Consider the following 17,994-nt stretch of genomic DNA (forward strand, 5'->3'; position numbering starts at 1 on the left):
TCCCAGGTCGCTCACTCCCCTCGCCTCCTCCTTCGGCCCCCGACGGTCACGCGCCCTCACCCGAGCGGCCGGGGCGAGGCTCCGTGTTCATCGGTGCCCATCCGTGTTCATCGGTGTTCCCAGGCCGCCCGCAGGGCGCGCTTGTCGACCTTGTACATCGCGTTGGTGGGCAGCGCGTCGACGATGGTCAGCCCGTCGGGGCGCTTGTAGCTGGCGAGCTCGCGCCCGACCCAGTCGCGCAGCTCCTCGAGCGACGGCGGCGCCGCCGGATCGGTGGCGACGACGAAGGCCCAGCCCTTCTGTCCCAGGACGTCGTCGGGCACGCCGACGACCGCCGCCTGCGCCACCTTCGGGTGCTGCTGCAGCACGTCCTCGACCTCGCCCGGATACACGTTGAAGGCGGCGCGGAAGTACATCTCCTTCTCGCGGCCGATCAGGTGCAGGTAGCCGTGCTCGTCGAGGAAGCCCATGTCCTCGGTGTAGAGCCAGCCCCGGTCATCGAGGGCGCGCGCCGTCTCCTCGGGACGCCGCCAGTAGCCGCGCATGCTCGCCGGCGACTTCACGGCGATGCGGCCCGGCTGGTTGGCGGGCAGCGGCCGGCGCTCGCCGTCGACGATCCGCAGCTCGATGCCCTGCGTCGGCCGGCCGACGGTCCCGGCACGCCGCTCCGGCGGATCGCTGGGCAGGGTGGCGCTGATGATCGCGGTCTCGGTGCACGAGTAGCCGGTGTAGACCTCGACGCCGAGCGTGGCGCGGATCTCGTCCACCAGATGGGGCGCCAGCGGCGCGCCGCCGAAGGTCACCTGCTTGATGAACGACCAGTCGCGGCCGGCGCGCTCCGGGGCGCGCATGAGCATCACCAGGACCGGCGGAAAGCCGCCCAGACGCGCCGGGCGCAGGCGCTGCAACTGGTCGAGGCACCAGCGGGCGTCGAAGCGCTCGTGCAGCACCAGGGTCGAGGCGAACGCGAGCTGGATGTGGACGCGCACCATGAAGCCGACGTGGGTGAGCGACATGCCCGGCCACAGGTTCGGCTCGCCCGGAGGGGGCGGCGCCGGCAGGCGGGTGGAGAAGAGCGTCGTCAACGCGATCATCGCCGCCGAGTCGTAGACCGCGCCCTTCGGCGTGCCGGTGGTGCCGCTGGTGTAGACGATGGCGATGGGATCGTCGCCGCGCACCGCCGCCTCGGCGGCCTCCAGGTCGCGCCCCTCGCCGGCGGCGAGCAGCGCCGCCAGGCCATCGTCGCCGGCGCTGGCGAAGCGCACGACGCGCTCGAGGCTGGGCGCGCCGCCGCGCACCGATTCGATCACGGCCGGGAAGTCGACGCCCTCGCCCTGCTCGACGGTGAGCACCAGGCGCGGATCGGCGTTGGCGAGAATCTCGCCGATCTCCTGCCGCCGGTAGCGGGTGCTGATGCCGGCGGTGATGGCGCCGATGCGCGCCGCGCCGAGGTAGCAGAAGAGATAATCGGGGGTCGGCGGCAGCAGCAGCACGACGCGATCGCCGCGCCGCACGCCGGCGGCCAGCAGACCGCGGGCGAAGCGATCCGCCGCCGCGTCCCACTCGGCATAGGTGTGGTCGCGGCCGTGGAAGTGGACGGCGGCGACGCCGGGATGCCGCTGGGCGGTGCGCCGCAGCTCGGCGGCGAGAGTGGGGGCGAACATTGGGAAGAACGACGTGAGCGGTGAGTGTCGATGGGTTGTGAGGCTGTTAGCTGTTAGCCCTGATGCGACAAAAGACTTGGTAGTGTCGGCTGATTGGTGGAAAAGCGAAAAGGCGTCATCATCCGGCGAGTTGTAACCCACAGCTCGCGCCCGCTGGCCAGAGCGGGTGCCGGAGGATGACGCCATGGGAAGCGATAGCAAGGGGACGAGACCGGGAGAAGCGTTCGGCCGCGATTCGATCGAGCAGGTGATGCGGGAGCGGATTCGGGAGACGATCGAGGTGTTGGTCGAGGAGGAGCTGGAAGCGGCGCTGGGCGCGGCGAAATCGGCGCGAGTGGGCGGCGAGCGAGTGGGCTATCGCCACGGCCGGCGGCCGCGGACGTTGAGCACCAGCTTGGGACCGACGACGTTCGCGCTGCCGCGTGCCCGGCTGCACGACGCCGCCGGCGAGGAGCGCGAGTGGCGCAGCGCGATGTTCGAGCGCTACGCGCGGCGCACGGCGCGGGTCGACGAGGGGCTGTTGGGGATCTACCTGAGCGGCACCAACACGCGGCGGCTGCGCGGGGCGCTGGCGCCGTTGCTGCGCGGCGCGCCGCTGGGCAAGGACGCGATCTCGCGCCTGGTCGGGCGGTTGCGCGAAGACTTCACCACGTGGAGCCAGCGGGACCTGGCGGCCGAGCAGATCCGCTACCTGTTTCTCGACGGCTGGTATCCGCGGGTCCGCATCGGCAAGAAGCGGGTACGGGTCCCGGTGCTGGTGACGCTGGGGACGTGCGCGGACGGGCGGCGGGTGCTGCTCGATCTGCGCGTGGCGGGCGAGGAGAGCACGGCCGCCTGGCAGGAGGTGTTGGAGGCGCTGCAGAAGCGCCAGCTGGGACGCCCGGTGTTGGCGGTGATCGACGGCAACCCCGGCCTGGAGGCGGCCCTGCAGGCGACCTGGCCGCAGCTCGACGTGCAGCGCTGCACCAATCACAAGCTCTGGAACCTGCTCGCCAAGGCCCCGGCGCACCTGCGCGAGGAGCTCGCGGAGGACTACCGCCGGATGATCTACGCCGCGACGGCGGCCGACGTGGAGAAGGCGCGCGTGGCGTTCAGCCGCAAGTGGAAGCTGCGCTGCAAGGCGGCGTGGAGCAGCTTCGAGGAGGCGGGGGATCGCCTCTTCACCTTCCTGCGCTATCCCGTGGCGCAGTGGAAGGCGCTGCGCACCACCAACGCGCTGGAGCGCATCAACGAGGAGTTCCGCCGCCGCACCAAGACCCAGGCGAGCCTGCCGAGCGAGGATGCCGTCCTGCTGCTGCTCTTCGGCCTGATCCGCAGCGGGCAGATCACCTTGCGGCGCATGGTCGGCTGGCAGGAGATGCCGGCGGTTACCCAACGGAGCAACGCGGCCTGACCGCATAGAGTCCATTACTGGTTACGCTGCCGGATGCGAGGCGCGACTCTTTTCCACCACTTGACCGACACCACCAAAGACTTTCACCACGGAGGCACGGAGACACGGAGAGTACTGATCTCGAAGCTCAGCGTTCATCCCAAAGTTCATCAGAAATGGAGTGAGAAGAGGCCCCGCGCCTTCGCTATGGCACCGAGCCCTCCGTGTCTCCGTGCCTCCGTGGTGAAAGGTGTTCGTCACAACAGGGTTAGAGCTGTTCGGGGCGGAATTCTCAGGCCCTGACAGCCAACAGCCTGACAGCCTAACAGCCTCACGGGGCACGCGCGGAGCCCGCTGCGGCGATCGGCGGCTCACGCGCGTCTCCGGCGCCACTTCGGCAGCGTGATCTCCTCGGTCACGTCGTCGAACCAGACCTCCACCGGGATGCCGGCGGCGAGATCCTCGTTGGCGATGTCGGAGACGGCGCCCACCAGGCGCAGGCCCGGATCGTCGTCGAGCTGGACGAGCACCACCGCGTACGGCGCCTCGGCGGCGAAGGCGGGGAGGACCGGCGGATGGACGATGATCCAACTGTAGATGGTGCCGGTGCCGGACATCGCCACCCACTCGTCGCGCTGCGAGTTGCACGCCGGGCACATCGGCCGCGGCGGGAAGCGGACCTGGTGGCAATCGGCGCAGCGCTGCATGCGCAGCTCGCGCTGCTTCGCCCACTGCCAGTAGGGCGCGCTGTCGGCATCGGGATACGGGAGCGGCTTCGCGTAGTCGGTCATGGTCGTCCCCAGCGCTGGCGGCTGACGGCGCTCAGCGTCGCAACAGCACCGCGCCGTTCGGCACCCCGGCGCCGCTGGTCACCAGCACCGCCTCGCAGTCCGGCACCTGGTTGATCGCGCTGCCGCGCAACTGCCGCACGGCCTCGCAGATGAGATTGAAGCCGTGCACGTAGGCCTCGGAGAGCGAGCCGCCGGAGGTGTTGGTCGGCAGGCGGCCGCGCGGCCATTCGAGGTTGCCGGCGAGCGCGAACTCGCCCGCCTCGCCCGGCTTCACGAAGCCGAACTCCTCGAGGGAGACGAGGATGAGCGGCGTGAAGGCGTCGTAGAGCTGGGCGCAGCGCAGGTCGGCCGCCTGGATGTCGGAGCGGCGCCAGAGATCGCGCGCCACGTAGGCGTTGGCGGTCGAGAGGAAATCGCGCTTGTAATAGTTGGTCATGATCGAGGCGTTCGGACCCATGCCCTGCGCCGCGGCGTGGATGTAGGCGGGGCGCTGGCGCAGATCGCGGGCGCGCTCGGCGGAGGTGATGACGCAGGCGAGCGAACCGTCGGACTCGAGGCAGCAGTCGAACAGGCACATCGGGTCGGCGATCATGCGCGCCGCCAGGTACTCGTCCATGGTCAGCGGCTTGCGCATCAGCGCCATGGGATTGCGCTCGGCGTGCTTGCGGACGGCGATGGCGGCGGCGCCGAAGTGCTCGCGGCGGACGCCGGCCTCGACCATCATGCGGCGGGCGATGATACCGATCTGGTCGACCGGCCGCACCAGGCCGTACGGCGACGAGAACTGCCAGTCGCCCTCGACCCAGTTGCCGGTCCTCGCCCACGGCCGGCCGCCGGAGCCGCGGTTGCGGCTGCGCAGACAGACGACGACGTCGGCCATGCCGGTGGCCACCGCCGTCGCGGCGTGCAACAGCGTGCCGCAGCCGGCGCCGCCGCCGTACTCCACCGAGCCGTAGAAGCGCAGGTTCTCGATGCCGAGGGCGCGGGCGTACTTCTCCTGCGTGTTGCTCTCGATCTCGTAGCGCACCATGCCGTCGACGTCGCGCGGCGACAGGCCGGCGTCGTCGAGCGCCAGCTTGATCGCCTCGCAGCCGGCGTCGAGCTCGGAGCGATCGCGCTTCTTGGCGAACGGCGTCAGGCCGATGCCGACGATCGCGGTGCGGTCTTTGAACAGATCGGTCATGCGGCCCGCTTGCCACCGCGGCGGGGGACAGGCAAGCGCGGCGCGTCGCGGCCGGAGCGCGACGCGCCGCGCCGGATCAGCGGTCGGCGAGGCGCGTGGCGCTGGCGGAATCGCCACCGGCGCGCGTTTCATAGGCGGCGACGCCGTTGACCCACATGCCGGGACCGTCCGTCATGGTCCACGTCGCGCAGTCGAAGCTCTCGCCCGTCTTCGCCAGCGTCCGCGTCCCCTTCATCACCGTGAAGGTCGCCGTGGTGTAGACCGACGTCGACGGCGTCGGGAAGGTCACGGTCGCGTCGCAGGCGGCATTGAAGTTGTTCAGCTCGGCGATCGACTGCATGACGCGGAATTCGCCCGCCCCCGGCCCGCTGTCCGCGCCCTGTCCGGTCTGGAGCGTGCCGGCGGGAGCGCTCGCCCCGGAGGCCTCGGTGAAGGTCACGCCGAAGGGGGTGCCGCCGTCGCAGTCGATGCGGCCGGTGCTGCCGGCGGCGAGCAGGCGCAGGCAGAGCACGGTCGCGCCGGCCGGCACGTTGATCTTGAAGTACGCATCCTGTTTCAGCCGCAGGCTGGCGATGCCGTTGGCGTCCGGGGCGCCGGCGACGAAGACGAGCGGTCCAGGCGAGAACCGGTCGCTGATCGACTTGCCGGCCAGGGCGCTGGAGAAGAAGCCGACGCGCGGATCGTCGCCGGGGAACATGCTGTCCTCGCGGATCGTGAACACCCGCTCGCCGAGCTCGACGCCGGGCATCGGGGTGGCGGTGAAGGTCGGCGTCGCCGCTGGAACGGTGGCGGTCGCCGTCGCGGCCGGGATGGTGGCGGTCGGCGTCGCGGCTGGGATGGTGGCGGTCGCCGTCGCCGCGGCGCGTGTCGCGGTGGCCGTCGCGCCGGGGCGGGTGGCGGTCGCGGTCGCGCCGCCGACCGTCGGCGTGCGGGTGGCAGCGGCGGTGCGCGTCGTCGTCGGCGTCGCGCTCGGGCCGTTCGGCGTGCGTGTCGGCCGGGCGGTCGGGGGGTCGGTCGGGCCGGCGTGGGTCGCGGTGCGCGACGGCGCCACCGTCGACTGCGCGGTCGGCGTCGCGGTGCTGCCGGGGACGTTGGTGGCGGTCGGCGGCGGCAGGTTGCCGGCCGCGCGCACCAGGGCGCGCACGGTGGCGTCGGCCGCCGCCATGGTGGTGGCGAGCGCGTTCACCTCGGCGGCCGAGCCGCCGCCGACGCTGCCGGGGACGGCGCGCACCGCGTCGTCGATCTCGCCGATCTCGGATGGCGAGTATTCGCACAGATCCCCCGGCGGGATGCCCTGCAGGATCACCTGCACGGTGGCCTCGCTGGCGTAGTCGATGTCCGTCGGCCCGTCCGTCGAATGGACGAAGGCGCGCGTCAGCGTGCCCGCGCCGGCGTCGCCGACGCGCAGCATGTAGCGGCAGACGTCGACGCTGGTGTCGCGCGCCAGGGCGACGCAGAACTCGCCCTTGCCGTTGGTGGTGGCGTGCGCGATCGCGCCCGGCTGGCGGCCGCTGGCGAGGTCTTCCGGGCGCAGTTGCGCGAGCTCGACCCTGACGCCGCGGCCCACCGGGCTGACCGCGCCGGACAGGGCGTCGACCGGCGCCACGGCCAGCGCCGCCAGGCGCTCGGCGAGGCTGCTCGGGCCGGCCGCCAGGCGGCCGTTGGGCATGCGCACGACGCCGCGGACCTGCGTCCCCGAGCCGCCGCCGCACTGCGGGGTGTTGCTGATGCCGAGGTTGGCGTCGCTGCCGCAGCCGGCGCACGCCACCACGGTCGCCACCGCGACCCAGCCCAGGCACGATCGTGCCGCTCTGCCGTACGCCATGCTGTCCCCCCGCGAACCTCGAATGCGCGCCGCGTCGGCCGCTGCGATCGACTGCCGACCGAGCCCCGAACGCGTTTCCGAAGTTGAGCATTCGCCCGCGGCGAATTGCAATGGTCGGCGCACGGCGCGGAGCGAAATCCTCCGCCCGTCCGGCGCCCGCGCATGGACGCTGGGCGGGCGCTCTGCCTATGACACTCCGGTGCGCCTGCCCCCTGCCCCAACCCGACGCGGTCGCGGCGCCGCGACCGCGAGGACGCCGGACCGGCCGGCGCCAGGTCCCGCGCCGTCCCGCCGACCACAGGAGCGCCGATGATCACCCGAGCCGACGACTACCCGATCCACCAGACCGCCGACCCCATCGCCGTCGCCGGCGGCGGCCAGCGCAACTTCTACGACCGCTACTTCTTCAACGGCTACACGCGCGACGGCGCCCTGTTCCTCGCCGGCGCGATGGGCCAGTACCCGAACCGCGGCGTCGCCGACGCCGCGTTCAACGTCGTCCACCGCGGCCGCCAGTACGTCGTCCGCGCCTCGCGCCGCCTGGGCGACGAGCGCATGGACAGCCGCGTCGGACCGATCCGGGTCGAGGTGGTCGAGCCGTTGCGCAGCCTGCGCCTGGTCGTCGAGCCCAACCCGTGGGAGCTGAGCGCCGATCTCACCTTCACCGCCCGCGCCGGGGTCATCGAGGAGCCGCGCTTCCACCGCGCCCACCAGGGCATGGTGTTCATGGACTCGACGCGCCTGACGCAGCACGTCGCGATCAGCGGCCACGTCACGGTCGCCGGGGAGACCATCGCCCTGACCCCCGACCGCGCCTGGGGATCGCGCGATCGCTCGTGGGGGATCCGCCCGGTCGGCGAGCGCGAGCCCGATGCCGTCGGCCCGACGCAGTTCTTCTGGCTGTGGGCGCCGGTCAACTTCGAGGATCTCTGCACCCACTTCGACGTCAACGAGGACGCCGACGGCAGCCGCTGGCACGAGGCGGGCACGATCGCGCCAGTGGGCGGCGCGCCGGTCGCGGCGACCAGCGTCGACTGGGCGATCGACTTCCAGCCCGGCACCCGCCACGCCCGCCGCGCCACCGTCACCCTCGGCCGCGCCGGCGGCGAGCCGCTGCGGATCGCGCTGCGCCCGCTCTACAACTTCGCCATGGTCGGCCTCGGCTACCAGCACCCGACGTGGGGCCACGGCATGCGGGTGGGCGACGACGTCGCCGACGGCGAGTCCTTCGCCCTCGCCGACCTCGATCCCGCGGTGCCGCTCAATCTCCACGTCCAGGCGGTGTGCGAAGCCACCTGCGGCGCGCGCCAGGGCATCGGCGTGCTCGAGCAGCTCATCATCGGCCCGCACGCGACGTCGGGCTTCCGCGACCTCTTCGACATGGCGCCCTGATCGCTGGCCGCCGCTCAGCTCGGCATGGCCATGTCGAGCAGGCGGCGGCGGGTGGAGGCGACGAGCTCGGCCCAGATGCGCGCCTCGAGGGCGCGCGCCGCGGGCGTATCCAGGGTCTCGACGTGCGCGTGCAGGCGGGTCAGCGCCGCCCGCAGATCGCGGTTGCGGGCCTGCAGGTCGCTGACCAGCAGCGACGGCTGGCGCGCCGCCGCGAGCGCCGCCAGCTCGCCGTCGCCGCTGTCGGCGAGGATCGCCTCGATGGCCGCGTTCTCCTCGACCAGACGCGCCGCGGCGCGGTCGAACTCCTGCGCGATCATCATCGCCAGCGCGCCGGCGAGCTGCAGCGTCTGTCCGGCGTAGGCGCCCGTCACCTGCGGCGCCAGCTCCATCAGCATCGTCCGCGCCAGCCCGTTGAGGACGATCGGCACCGTCGGCGTCATGACGACCTCCCCAGCGCCGCCAGCAGGAAGCGATCCTGGGCGTTGATCAGCCAGTACGACGTGAACGCCAGCATGATGTCCTGCGCCCGCCCGTCGGCGAATTCGCGCGCCCCGGTGAGCCAGATGCCCTGCGCCTTCACGCAACTGAACACCTGCCACCAGCGCAGCGCGTCGCGGTCGACGCGCAGGCCGCTGCGCGCCTCCCAGACCCGCAGCGCCTCCGCCTCGTCGGCGATGCCGCCGGCGCGGCCGTCGCGCGCCCACTGCCACGCCGGCATGAACGACCAGGCGATGTCCTCGAGCGGATCGCCGAAGTGCGCCATCTCCCAGTCGAGCACGCCGTGGATCTCGCTGCCGCGGTAGAGGAAATTGCCGGTGCGGTAGTCGCCGTGCACCACCGTCACCCGCGGCGGCGGCGGCGGCGGATGGCGGCGCAGCCAGCGGATGCCCGCCTCGGCGATCGGCTGCGGCTCGCTGGCGTTGCGGGCGATGATCCCCGACCAGTGGTCGAGCTCCCGCCGCCAGCACTCCGCCGGCGCCGGCACGGCGCTGCTCTCGGTCGCCGGCAGGTCGGCGATCGGGGTCGCGGCGATGTCGCCCAGGACCTCGTACATGCGGCGCGCCAGGCCGGCGCGGTACGGCGCGAAGCCGGGATCGAGCAGCGCCGTGAACTGCGACTCGCAGCCGTCGATCCGCTCCATGACGAAGAACGGCCGTTCCAGCCATTCGCTCCCGGTCTCGAGGAACAGCGGCCGCGGCACCGGGACGGGCGAGTCGGCGAAGGAGCGGTAGAAGTCGAACTCGACCCGCCGGTCCGAGCCCTCGACCAGGCTCGCCTCCGGATCGCGGCGGACGATGAATCCCTGCGCCCGGCGTTTGCCGACGCTGTCCAGCCAGCGCACGTCCACCGACCACGTCTCGCGCGAGGCGCCGCCTGGGATGCGGAAGCAGCGCGTCACCTCGACCTCGTGCGCGTCGTCCAGGCGGGCCGAGAAGTAGCGGATGAGCGCGGGCTCGAGCGACATGCCGGAGGCACAACCAGAGTCGGCAGCCAAAAGAAAGAGCCGGCGTGGAGACGCGGCGCGCGGCCGGGATCGGCCGCCCGCCGCGGGTGGATTGACTGCCGGCGCGCGAGGCTCTTTTCTCCTTCCGATGCGGCGCGCGTTCACTGCCAGCGATGGCATCACCCTGGTCGGCGACGGCTACGGCGATCCGGCGCGGCCGCCGGTGCTGCTGATGCACGGCGGCGGACAGACGCGGCACGCCTGGGGCGGCACGGCGCGCGCGCTGGCGCAGGGCGGCTGGTACGCGCTGTGCGTCGACCTGCGCGGCCACGGCGACAGCGGCTGGTCGCCGGACGGCAACTATTCGATCGACGTCTTCGCCCGCGACCTCGTCACCATCGCCCGCGCCTTCGACCGCCCGCCGGCGCTGGTGGGCGCGTCGCTGAGCGGCCTCGCCGCCCTGATCGCCCAGGGCGAGGCGGAGACCGGGGTGTTCTCGGCCCTGGTCCTGGTCGACGTCACGCCGCGCCTCGACCCCGAGGGCACGCAGCACATCATCCAGTTCATGAACGCGCGCCTGGACGACGGCTTCGCCTCGCTCGAGGAAGCGGCCGACACCATCGCCGCCTACGTGCCGCACCGCACCCGGCCGAAGACCCTCGACGGGCTGGCGAAGAACCTCCGCCGCCACCCCGACGGGCGCTACCGCTGGCACTGGGATCCGCAGTTCATGAGCGGCAAGCGGCCGCCCGACGTGCACAGCCAGCACGACCGCCTGTTCGCCGCCGCGCGCGCCCTGCGCATCCCGACCCTGCTGGTGCGCGGCCGCATGAGCAACCTGGTCACCATGGAAGCCGCCGAGGAGTTCCTCGCCCTCGCGCCGCACGCCCGGTTCGCCGACGTCTCCGGCGCCGGCCACATGGTCGCCGGCGACCGCAACGACGCCTTCACGGCGGCGGTGGTCGAGTTCCTCGCCGCCGCCACGTCGCGCGAACCCTGACCCGCCGCGCCGGAAGGGCTGGCGGGGCGCCGCCGGAGCGGTCGTGGACCGCCCCGGGCGACGGAGGGCGGGTCGGCGACGAACCGCCACTCAACCGGCCAGGCGCTTCGCCAGTGCCATGCGGCGTCAGTTGCGTCAGCGAAGTGCCGGCGGACTATGCCGCACTGTGTCACCGCAGGTGGCATGGCACCGGCAGCCCGATGGACCGGCGGCCACACACCGGCCCGGCACAGGACATGCTCTCCGGGCCAGACCATGCTGCGCGCTCTGACCCCGCATCTCGCCATCCTGACCCTCGTCCTGGCTCCAGCGGCTGCTCCCGCCGCCTCCACCGGTGAGCGCCACCCCAGCGCCACGACGGCGGTCGGCAGCGGGTTCAACAACCCGACCAACGCCCTCGCCTGCGATGACGTGTCGGCGGACGCCAAGAACAACCGCATCCAGGACTACCACGTCTACGGGTTCTCCCTGCCGAGCGGTGCCGCGATCACCGGCATCGAAGTGCGGGCGCGCGCCACCGACAGCACCGCCGGCACGCACCGCCTCGAGGTCTCCCTGTCCTGGAACGGCGGCACCACCTTCACCGCCGTCAAACAGACATCGGCCTTTCCGGCCAATGCGCCGCTGACCGACTACCTGCTGGGCGGGCCGAGCGATCTGTGGGGCCGCGCCTGGACGGATGGCGAGCTCAGCGACGCGAACTTCCGGCTGCGCGTCGACAGCGTCCTCGGGTCGCCGGTCAATCCGGACTATCTCGACTGCATCCCGGTGACCGTCTACTACACCGCCCCGTCGCCAACGGCGACGGTCACCGCGACCGCCAGCGCCACCCGGACATCGACCGCGACCGCCACCGCCTCCGCGAGCGCGACGGCAACCGCCACCGCGACCTCGACCGCGGTACCGACCAACACGGACACCCCGCCGGCCACGAACACCACCAGCGCCACCGCGACCGCCACCAGCACGGCGACCTCATCCCCGACCCAGACATCCAGCCCCACGCCGCCGGCGACCCTCACCGCGACCAACTCGGCAACGCCGACGCATACCGACACGCCCGCGCCCACCGAGACGGCGACGGCAACGATGACGTACACCGAGACGTTGCAGCCGACCCCGACCGACACCCCGGTGCCCACCCACACCGATACCGCCGTGCCGACTCCCACCGACACCGCCGTGCCCACCCCCACCGACACCGCCGTGCCGACTCCCACCGACACTGCCGAGCCCACCCACACCGACACCGCCGTGCCGACTCCCACCGACACCGCCGTGCCCACCCACACCGACACCGCCGTGCCGACCCCCACCGACACTGCCGAGCCCACCCACACCGACACCGCCGTGCCGACTCCCACCGACACCGCCGTGCCGACCCACACCGACACCGCCGTGCCGACCCCCACCGACACCGCCTCACCGGAACCGTCCGCCACGGCGACCGACAGCCCGGAGCCCACCAGCACCGGCACGGCGACCGAGACCCCGAGCGAGACCGAGACGCCGACACCGGCGGACACCGCCACCGCCACTCCGACCACAACCGACACACCAACGCCCCCGCCGACCGCAACACCGCTGCCGGCATGTGGCGACGGCCGCCTCGATGCCGGAGAGGAATGCGACGACGGCAACACGACCGCTCGCGACGGCTGCGATGCCGCCTGCCACATCGAGGCCTGCCACATCTGCGCTGGCGAGCCGTCGGTGTGCACGACGCGGCCGCCGCTGCCGGCGTGCCGTCATACGACCGTCGACCGCGGCGCGGCGCTCGCCGTGCGGGATGCCGCCGCCGACCGTCGCGACAAGCTGACCTGGAAGCTGCGCGCCGGAGAGGCGACGGCGAAGGTCGACTTCGGCGATCCGCGTCTCGACACCGCGTACAGCTTCTGCGTCTACGATCAGTCCGCCGGCAGCGACGTTCTCGCGCTCTGGCACCGCGTGCCGGCCGGCGCCAACTGGACCGAGTCGCGGCGCGGCTTCCGCTACGTCGATCGGACCCGCGCCCGGGACGGCATCCAGTCGATCCGGCTCAAGGCAGGCGCCGCCGGCAAGACCAAGCTGCGCCTCTACGGCTCCGGCCTGGGTCTCGACCTGGCGGGCGCCGGTCTGCCGTTCGACCAGCAAAGCCGGGTCACCGCCCAGCTCAGCAACGGATCCACCTGCTGGGAGGCCGTCTTCACCACCAACCGCAAGAGCTCCAGCACCCGGTTCAAAGCGCTGACCGGCCAGTGAACGGAATCGCCCCGCGCCCGGCACCGGCGGCACCAGCCTCGGTGCCCCGCGCGGCGCTCTGTGGTAGCGTCCGCCGCATGCCTGGCTGGAGCGAAGCGGACATCCCCGATCTCGGCGGCAGGACGATCGTCATCACCGGCGCCAACAGCGGCCTCGGCTTCGAAGCGGCGCTGGCGCTGGCCGGCAAGGGGGCGCAGGTCGTCCTGGCGTGCCGCGATCAGGCCAAGGGCCGCGCCGCCGAAGAGCAGATCCACGCCCGCCATCCGCGGGCGCGGACGACCCTGATGGCGCTCGACCTCTCGAGCCTGGCCGACATCCGCCGCTTCGCCGCCGCGCTGCGCGAGGCGCAGCCGCGCCTCGACGTGCTGATGAACAACGCCGGCGTCATGGCCCTGCCCTACCGGCAGACGGCAGACGGCTTCGAGATGCAATTCGGCACCAACCACCTCGGCCATTTCGCCCTCACCGGCCTGCTGCTCGACCGCCTGCTCGAGACCGCCGGCGCGCGGGTGGTGACGGTGAGCAGCGGCGCCCACCGCATGGGGCGCATCCGCTTCGACGATCCGCAGTGGGCGCAGGGCTATCGCAAGTGGCCGGCCTACGGGCAGAGCAAGCTCGCCAACCTGCTCTTCGCCTACGAGCTGCAGCGCCGGCTGGTCGCGGCGGGCGCCGGCGCGATCAGCGTCGCCGCCCACCCCGGCTATGCCGCCACCAACCTGCAGGCCGCCGGACCGCGCATGCAGGGCTCGTCGTTCGGCGAGCGCCTCATGGACCTCGGCAACGCGCTGTTCGCGCAGAGCGCGGCGATGGGCGCCCTGCCGCAGCTCTACGCCGCGGTGGCGCCGGAGGCGCGCGGCGGCGCGTACTATGGACCGTCGGGCCTCGGCGAGCTGTGGGGGCACCCGCGCGCCGTCACCTCGAACGCGCGCTCGCGCGACGCCGCGGCGGCGCGCCGCCTGTGGGCGCTCTCCGAACAGCTCACCGGCGTCACCTTTCCGCTGCCCGCCGCGGCATGAACCGGCGGACGCTGCTGACCGCCGCCGCCGCGGTCGCGGCGGTGATCGGCGTCGGCGTCGTCGTGATCCTGGTTCGCCTCGACGGCGCGGTGCGGCGCGCCATCGAGGAGCGCGGCGCGGCGGTGACCGGCACCGCGGTGCGCGTCGACGGCGTCGACATCCAGCTCGTCACCGGCCGGGCGCGGCTGCGCGGGCTGACGGTCGCCAATCCGCCCGGCTTCACCGACCCCAACGCGCTGTCGCTCGCGGAGGTCGAGATCGATCTCGACCTCTCCTCGCTGTTCAGCGACCCCCTGGTCATCGACACCGTTCGCGTCGTCGACCCGCGCGTCCTCTATCAGGTGAACGCGGCCGGCACGGCGAACATCGACGTCATCCGCCGCAACCTGGAAACGCAGCGGCGGGCCGCGCGCGCGGCCGCCGACGGCACCCCGACGGCCGAACGCACGCGACGCCGGGGGGCCGCGGGCGGGCGGCGGCTGATCATCCACCGCCTGGAGCTGCTTCGCGGCGAGGTGACCATCGACGGCCGCGCCGCCGGCGGCACGACGCGCAGCGAGCAACTGTCGCCGTTCGAGCTGACGGCGATCGGCGTCAAGCAGGGCGGCGTGGCGCCGGCGGAGGTCGGCCGCATCATCCTCGTCGCGGTGGCGCGCGACGTCGCCCTCGCCGTCGCCGCCGACGAGCTCGAGCGCGTCGTCGGCAAACAGGTCGGCGGCTTCGTCGGCGACCTGCTCAAGAAGGGCGGCAGCGGCGCGATCGGGCAGGGCCTGGGCGGCATCCTGGACCAACTCTTCAAGAAGCAGCAGCCGCCCGCCAACGGCGACGCCCGGTGAGGGGAGCGGCGGCGCCGGTCAGCTCCGGGTCCCGGGCGGCGCCAGCGCGTCGATGCGCGCCAGGTGCGGCTCGGGAATGGACACGGCGAGCGCCGCGATGCCGGCGTCGAGATGCCGCATCAGCCGCGGGCCGACGATGATGCTGGTCACCGCCGGGTGGCGCAGCGCCCACGCCTGCGCATAGGCGGCGAGCGGCACGCCGAGCTCCTCGGCCATGCCGACCAGGGTCTCGACCACCTCGAGCCGGCGCTGCCCGCGCGGGCTCGCGAGATCGAAGTTGTCGCGCACGAACATGCCGAACTCGGTCTCGTTGGCGCCGCGCGAGTCGGGCGGCGCCGGCTGTCCCCGGCGGTAGCGGCCGGCGAGCCAGCCCCCCTCGAGCGGGCTCCAGACGATGGCGCCGATGCCGAAGCGCTCGCAGACCGGGAAGACGTCGCGCTCGACGTCGCGGGCGAAGATCGAGTACGGCGGCTGGGTGCAGACGATGCGCTGCCAGCGGTTGCGCTCGCACCGCCACAGCGCCTCGACCATGCGCCAGCCCTGCCACTGCAGGTCGACCGGATCGGCGGCGTGGCCGGTGGAGACGCCGAGGTAGCGCACCTTGCCCTGCTGCACCAGCGCGTCGAGCGCGCTCAGCACCTCGTCCAGCGGCGTGTCCTTGTCGTGGCGGTGCAACTGGTAGAGGTCGATCCAATCGGTGCCGAGACGGCGCAGACTCTCCTCGACCTGCAGCATGATGTGGCGGCGCGAGGTGCCGCGGTCGAGCACGCCGTTGGCGCCCGGCATGAACACCTTGGTCGCCAGCACGAGCTGGTCGCGCTTGCCGCGCACCGCCCGGCCGACGATCTCCTCCGACTCGCCCCAGTTGTAGCGATTGGCGGTGTCGATGAAGTTCACGCCCTGGTCGAGGGCGGCGTCGATGATGCGCACGCAGTCGTCGACGTCCGCGTTGCCCCAGCGCCCGAACATCATCGTGCCGAGGCAGACGCGAGAGACCTTGAGTCCGGAATTGCCCAGTCGGCGGTAGTCCATGCGTCGCCCTGTAGAACAAAGGCGCGTCCGGTGACCAGTGATCGGTGACCGTGTGCCGCCCGCGCCCCGGCCGTGCCGGCGGGCTGCCCGGTGGCCCATCGCCCCGCGCCCACCCCGAGCCCTTGCCCTTCCCGAGCCCGGGGCTACAAGCGCCGGGTGGCCTTCGAGCACCTGTTCACGCCGCTGCGCATCGGGCCGGTCGAGGCGCGCAACCGCATCGTCTTCGGCGCCCACTTCACGATGTTCTCGGAACCGAATCCGGTGGTCGGCGAGCCGGGCTTCTTCGGCGCGCGGCTCGGCCGCTATCTCGCCGATCGCGCCGGTGGCGGGGCCGGCGTGGTGATCGCCGGGCAGGCGCAGGTGCATCCGACGACCGCCTACCAGATGGCGAACAACGCCTGCGCCTGGCGTCCCGAGGCGGTGCCGCACTTCCGCGCCGTCAGCGGCGCGGTGCGCGCGCACGGCGCCCTCGCCTTCCTGCAGCTCGCGCACAACGGCGGCGTCAACCAGGGACCGTGGTCGAAGCAGCCGGCGTGGGCGCCGTCGGCGGTGGCGAATTCGCTCGAGCCGCCGAAGCCGATGGAGCCGGAGGACATCGCCGCGGTGATCGCCGGCTTCGCCGACTCGGCGCGCCACGCCGCGGCCGGCGGCTTCGACGGCGTCGAGCTGCACGCCGCGCACGGCTACCTGCTGCACGAGTTTCTCTCGCCGCGCAGCAACCGGCGCGACGACGCCTACGGCGGCAGCCTGGAGCATCGCCTGCGCCTCACCGTCGAGGTCCTGGAAGCCGTGCGCGCGGCGGTCGGGCCGCGCATCGCCGTCGGCCTGCGCCTGGTCGGCGACGAGGAGACGCCGGGCGGCCTGACCGCCGACGACGCGGCGGCGGTGGCGGCGCGGCTCGAAGCGGGCGGGCTGGTGGACTTCCTCGACGTCAGCGTCGGCATCTCCGGCATCGGCATGGTGCGGCCGCTGTACGTGCCGCACGCCTTCGCCTCGTACGCGGCGCGGGCGGTGAAAGCGGCCGTCGCCCGCACGCCGGTGTTCACCGTCCATCGCATCCTCGAGCCCGCCGAGGCGGAGGCGATCCTGGCGCGCGGCGACGCCGACGCGGTGACGCTGGTGCGGGCGCTGATCGCCGATCCGGAGTGGCCGGCGAAGGCGCGGCGCGGCGCAACGGCGGAGATCCGGCGCTGCACCGGCTGCAACCAGGGCTGCTACGGCAACCTGACCCAGGGCCTGCCGATCACCTGCGTCACCAACCCCGCGGTCGGCCGCGACGGCGAGCTCGGCCTCGGCACGCTGACGCCGGCAGCGGCGGCGAAGCACGTCGTGGTCATCGGCGGCGGCCCCGGCGGGCTGGAGGCGGCGTGGGTGGCGGCGGCGCGCGGTCATCGCGTGACGCTGCTCGAACGCGGCGACGCGCTCGGCGGCAAGATCCGCCTCGCCGAGCGCCTGCCCGGCCGCGGCGAGCTGGCGGCGTTCGCCGACTGGCGCATCGGCGAGTGCGCGCGCCGCGGCGTGGACGTCCGCCTGCGCCACGCGGCGACACCGGAGAGCGTGCTGGCGCTGGCCCCCGACGCGGTGATCGTCGCCACCGGCGCCCGCCCCACCCTCGACGCGCCGGCCAAGGCGTGGCCGCTGCTGCCGATCCCCGGCGCCGCGCCGCCGTTCGCGCTCGACCACGAAGCGGCGCTGGTGCAGCTCGACCAGCTCGCCGGGCGCGTCGTGGTCTTCGACGTCGTCGGCCACATCGAGGGCATCGGCCTGGGCGAGCTGTTGGCCCGCCGCGGCGTCGAGGTCACGGTGGCGACGCCGTTGGCGACGCCGATGCTGCTCGACCGCGAAACCGCCGGCTACGCGCTGCCGCGCGCCGCGCAGGCCGGCATGCGCTGGCGGCCGAACACCGGCGTGGTCGCCGCCGGCGACCGCAGCGTCACGCTGGTCGACGTGTTCTCGCGCCAGACGGACGTGGTGCGCGACGTGGACCGCCTCGTCATCCGCACCCACGGGGCAGCGGACGACGGGCTGTACCACGCGTTGCGCGGGCGGGTGCCGAGCGTCGCGCGGGTCGGCGACGCGGTCGCCGCGCGCTGGATCGATCGCGCCATCTTCGACGGCCACCTGGCCGGCCGGCGGGTGTGACGTCGCGCGAGGCTGTTAGCCTGTTAGGCCGTTAGGCTGTTAGGCTGTTAGGGTCA

General features: G+C 73.1%; 14 protein-coding genes and 1 pseudogene. 8 read left to right on the top strand and 7 right to left on the bottom strand.

What is annotated here, in order from left to right; translation table 11 throughout:
- Positions 1 to 107: 107 nt before the first annotated feature.
- On the bottom strand, positions 108 to 1,664 hold the full coding sequence (locus KF840_10290) for an acyl--CoA ligase (protein MBX3025288.1): 1,557 nt from the start codon (positions 1,662 to 1,664) through the stop codon (positions 108 to 110).
- Between the two features lie 184 nt (positions 1,665 to 1,848).
- Between KF840_10290 and KF840_10295 the strand changes: the two genes are divergently transcribed.
- On the top strand, positions 1,849 to 3,057 hold the full coding sequence (locus tag KF840_10295; protein ID MBX3025289.1) for an IS256 family transposase: 1,209 nt from the start codon (positions 1,849 to 1,851) through the stop codon (positions 3,055 to 3,057).
- A 350-nt stretch (positions 3,058 to 3,407) separates the two neighbouring features.
- Here KF840_10295 and KF840_10300 read toward each other — a convergent pair whose 3' ends face one another.
- The 3 genes from KF840_10300 to KF840_10310 form a co-directional block, all read right to left on the bottom strand.
- Positions 3,408 to 3,827 carry an OB-fold domain-containing protein gene (locus tag KF840_10300; GenBank protein ID MBX3025290.1) on the bottom strand — a complete coding sequence of 140 codons (420 nt, stop codon included), beginning with the start codon at positions 3,825 to 3,827 and terminating at the stop codon, positions 3,408 to 3,410.
- Positions 3,828 to 3,858: 31 nt separating this feature from the next.
- Positions 3,859 to 5,010, bottom strand: a complete 1,152-nt coding sequence (locus KF840_10305) for a lipid-transfer protein (GenBank protein ID MBX3025291.1) — start codon at positions 5,008 to 5,010, stop codon at positions 3,859 to 3,861.
- Positions 5,011 to 5,086: 76 nt separating this feature from the next.
- Entirely contained in the window at positions 5,087 to 6,835 is a 1,749-nt protein-coding gene (locus tag KF840_10310; protein MBX3025292.1) for a hypothetical protein, read from the bottom strand.
- 309 nt (positions 6,836 to 7,144) lie between these two features.
- Here KF840_10310 and KF840_10315 point away from each other — a divergent pair, with 309 nt between their 5' ends.
- A complete protein-coding gene (locus KF840_10315; GenBank protein ID MBX3025293.1) occupies positions 7,145 to 8,227 on the top strand; it encodes a hypothetical protein in 1,083 nt (360 codons plus the stop codon).
- A gap of 14 nt (positions 8,228 to 8,241) precedes the next feature.
- On the opposite strand, the gene KF840_10320 is transcribed toward KF840_10315, so the two are convergent.
- Positions 8,242 to 8,667, bottom strand: coding sequence for a hypothetical protein (locus tag KF840_10320; GenBank protein ID MBX3025294.1), 426 nt, complete (start codon positions 8,665 to 8,667; stop codon positions 8,242 to 8,244).
- Complete coding sequence (locus tag KF840_10325; protein MBX3025295.1) at positions 8,664 to 9,692, bottom strand: phosphotransferase family protein; 1,029 nt, start codon at positions 9,690 to 9,692, stop codon at positions 8,664 to 8,666. Before KF840_10325 ends, KF840_10320 begins: the two co-directional genes overlap by 4 nt.
- A gap of 127 nt (positions 9,693 to 9,819) precedes the next feature.
- Between KF840_10325 and KF840_10330 the strand changes: the two genes are divergently transcribed.
- The 5 genes and pseudogenes from KF840_10330 to KF840_10350 all read left to right on the top strand — a co-directional run bounded on the left by KF840_10330 (position 9,820) and on the right by KF840_10350 (position 14,764).
- A complete protein-coding gene (locus tag KF840_10330; GenBank protein MBX3025296.1) occupies positions 9,820 to 10,671 on the top strand; it encodes an alpha/beta hydrolase in 852 nt (283 codons plus the stop codon).
- Positions 10,672 to 11,760: 1,089 nt separating this feature from the next.
- Positions 11,761 to 12,150, top strand: a pseudogene (locus KF840_10335) (type VI secretion system tip protein VgrG).
- A gap of 105 nt (positions 12,151 to 12,255) precedes the next feature.
- On the top strand, positions 12,256 to 12,912 hold the full coding sequence (locus KF840_10340; GenBank protein MBX3025297.1) for a hypothetical protein: 657 nt from the start codon (positions 12,256 to 12,258) through the stop codon (positions 12,910 to 12,912).
- 77 nt (positions 12,913 to 12,989) lie between these two features.
- The gene (locus KF840_10345) at positions 12,990 to 13,928 is read left to right on the top strand and encodes an SDR family oxidoreductase (protein ID MBX3025298.1); all 939 of its coding nucleotides are present in this window, start codon (positions 12,990 to 12,992) and stop codon (positions 13,926 to 13,928) included.
- Positions 13,925 to 14,764, top strand: coding sequence for a hypothetical protein (locus tag KF840_10350; protein MBX3025299.1), 840 nt, complete (start codon positions 13,925 to 13,927; stop codon positions 14,762 to 14,764). Before KF840_10345 ends, KF840_10350 begins: the two co-directional genes overlap by 4 nt.
- Positions 14,765 to 14,782: 18 nt before the next feature.
- On the opposite strand, the gene KF840_10355 is transcribed toward KF840_10350, so the two are convergent.
- A complete protein-coding gene (locus KF840_10355; GenBank protein MBX3025300.1) occupies positions 14,783 to 15,796 on the bottom strand; it encodes an aldo/keto reductase in 1,014 nt (337 codons plus the stop codon).
- A gap of 156 nt (positions 15,797 to 15,952) precedes the next feature.
- Between KF840_10355 and KF840_10360 the strand changes: the two genes are divergently transcribed.
- A complete protein-coding gene (locus KF840_10360) occupies positions 15,953 to 17,938 on the top strand; it encodes an FAD-dependent oxidoreductase (protein ID MBX3025301.1) in 1,986 nt (661 codons plus the stop codon).
- Positions 17,939 to 17,994 lie beyond the last annotated feature (56 nt).

Source organism: bacterium (assembly GCA_019637795.1).
Taxonomy (GTDB): Bacteria; Desulfobacterota; Binatia; order HRBIN30; family CADEER01; genus JAHBUY01.

Coding starts and splice junctions, on each gene's coding strand:
- KF840_10290 (MBX3025288.1), bottom strand. CDS start 1,664: ATGTTCGCCCCCACTCTCGCCGCCGAGCTGCGGCGCACCGCCCAGCGG.
- KF840_10295 (MBX3025289.1), top strand. CDS start 1,849: ATGGGAAGCGATAGCAAGGGGACGAGACCGGGAGAAGCGTTCGGCCGC.
- KF840_10300 (MBX3025290.1), bottom strand. CDS start 3,827: ATGACCGACTACGCGAAGCCGCTCCCGTATCCCGATGCCGACAGCGCG.
- KF840_10305 (MBX3025291.1), bottom strand. CDS start 5,010: ATGACCGATCTGTTCAAAGACCGCACCGCGATCGTCGGCATCGGCCTG.
- KF840_10310 (MBX3025292.1), bottom strand. CDS start 6,835: ATGGCGTACGGCAGAGCGGCACGATCGTGCCTGGGCTGGGTCGCGGTG.
- KF840_10315 (MBX3025293.1), top strand. CDS start 7,145: ATGATCACCCGAGCCGACGACTACCCGATCCACCAGACCGCCGACCCC.
- KF840_10320 (MBX3025294.1), bottom strand. CDS start 8,667: ATGACGCCGACGGTGCCGATCGTCCTCAACGGGCTGGCGCGGACGATG.
- KF840_10325 (MBX3025295.1), bottom strand. CDS start 9,692: ATGTCGCTCGAGCCCGCGCTCATCCGCTACTTCTCGGCCCGCCTGGAC.
- KF840_10330 (MBX3025296.1), top strand. CDS start 9,820: ATGCGGCGCGCGTTCACTGCCAGCGATGGCATCACCCTGGTCGGCGAC.
- KF840_10345 (MBX3025298.1), top strand. CDS start 12,990: ATGCCTGGCTGGAGCGAAGCGGACATCCCCGATCTCGGCGGCAGGACG.
- KF840_10350 (MBX3025299.1), top strand. CDS start 13,925: ATGAACCGGCGGACGCTGCTGACCGCCGCCGCCGCGGTCGCGGCGGTG.
- KF840_10355 (MBX3025300.1), bottom strand. CDS start 15,796: ATGGACTACCGCCGACTGGGCAATTCCGGACTCAAGGTCTCTCGCGTC.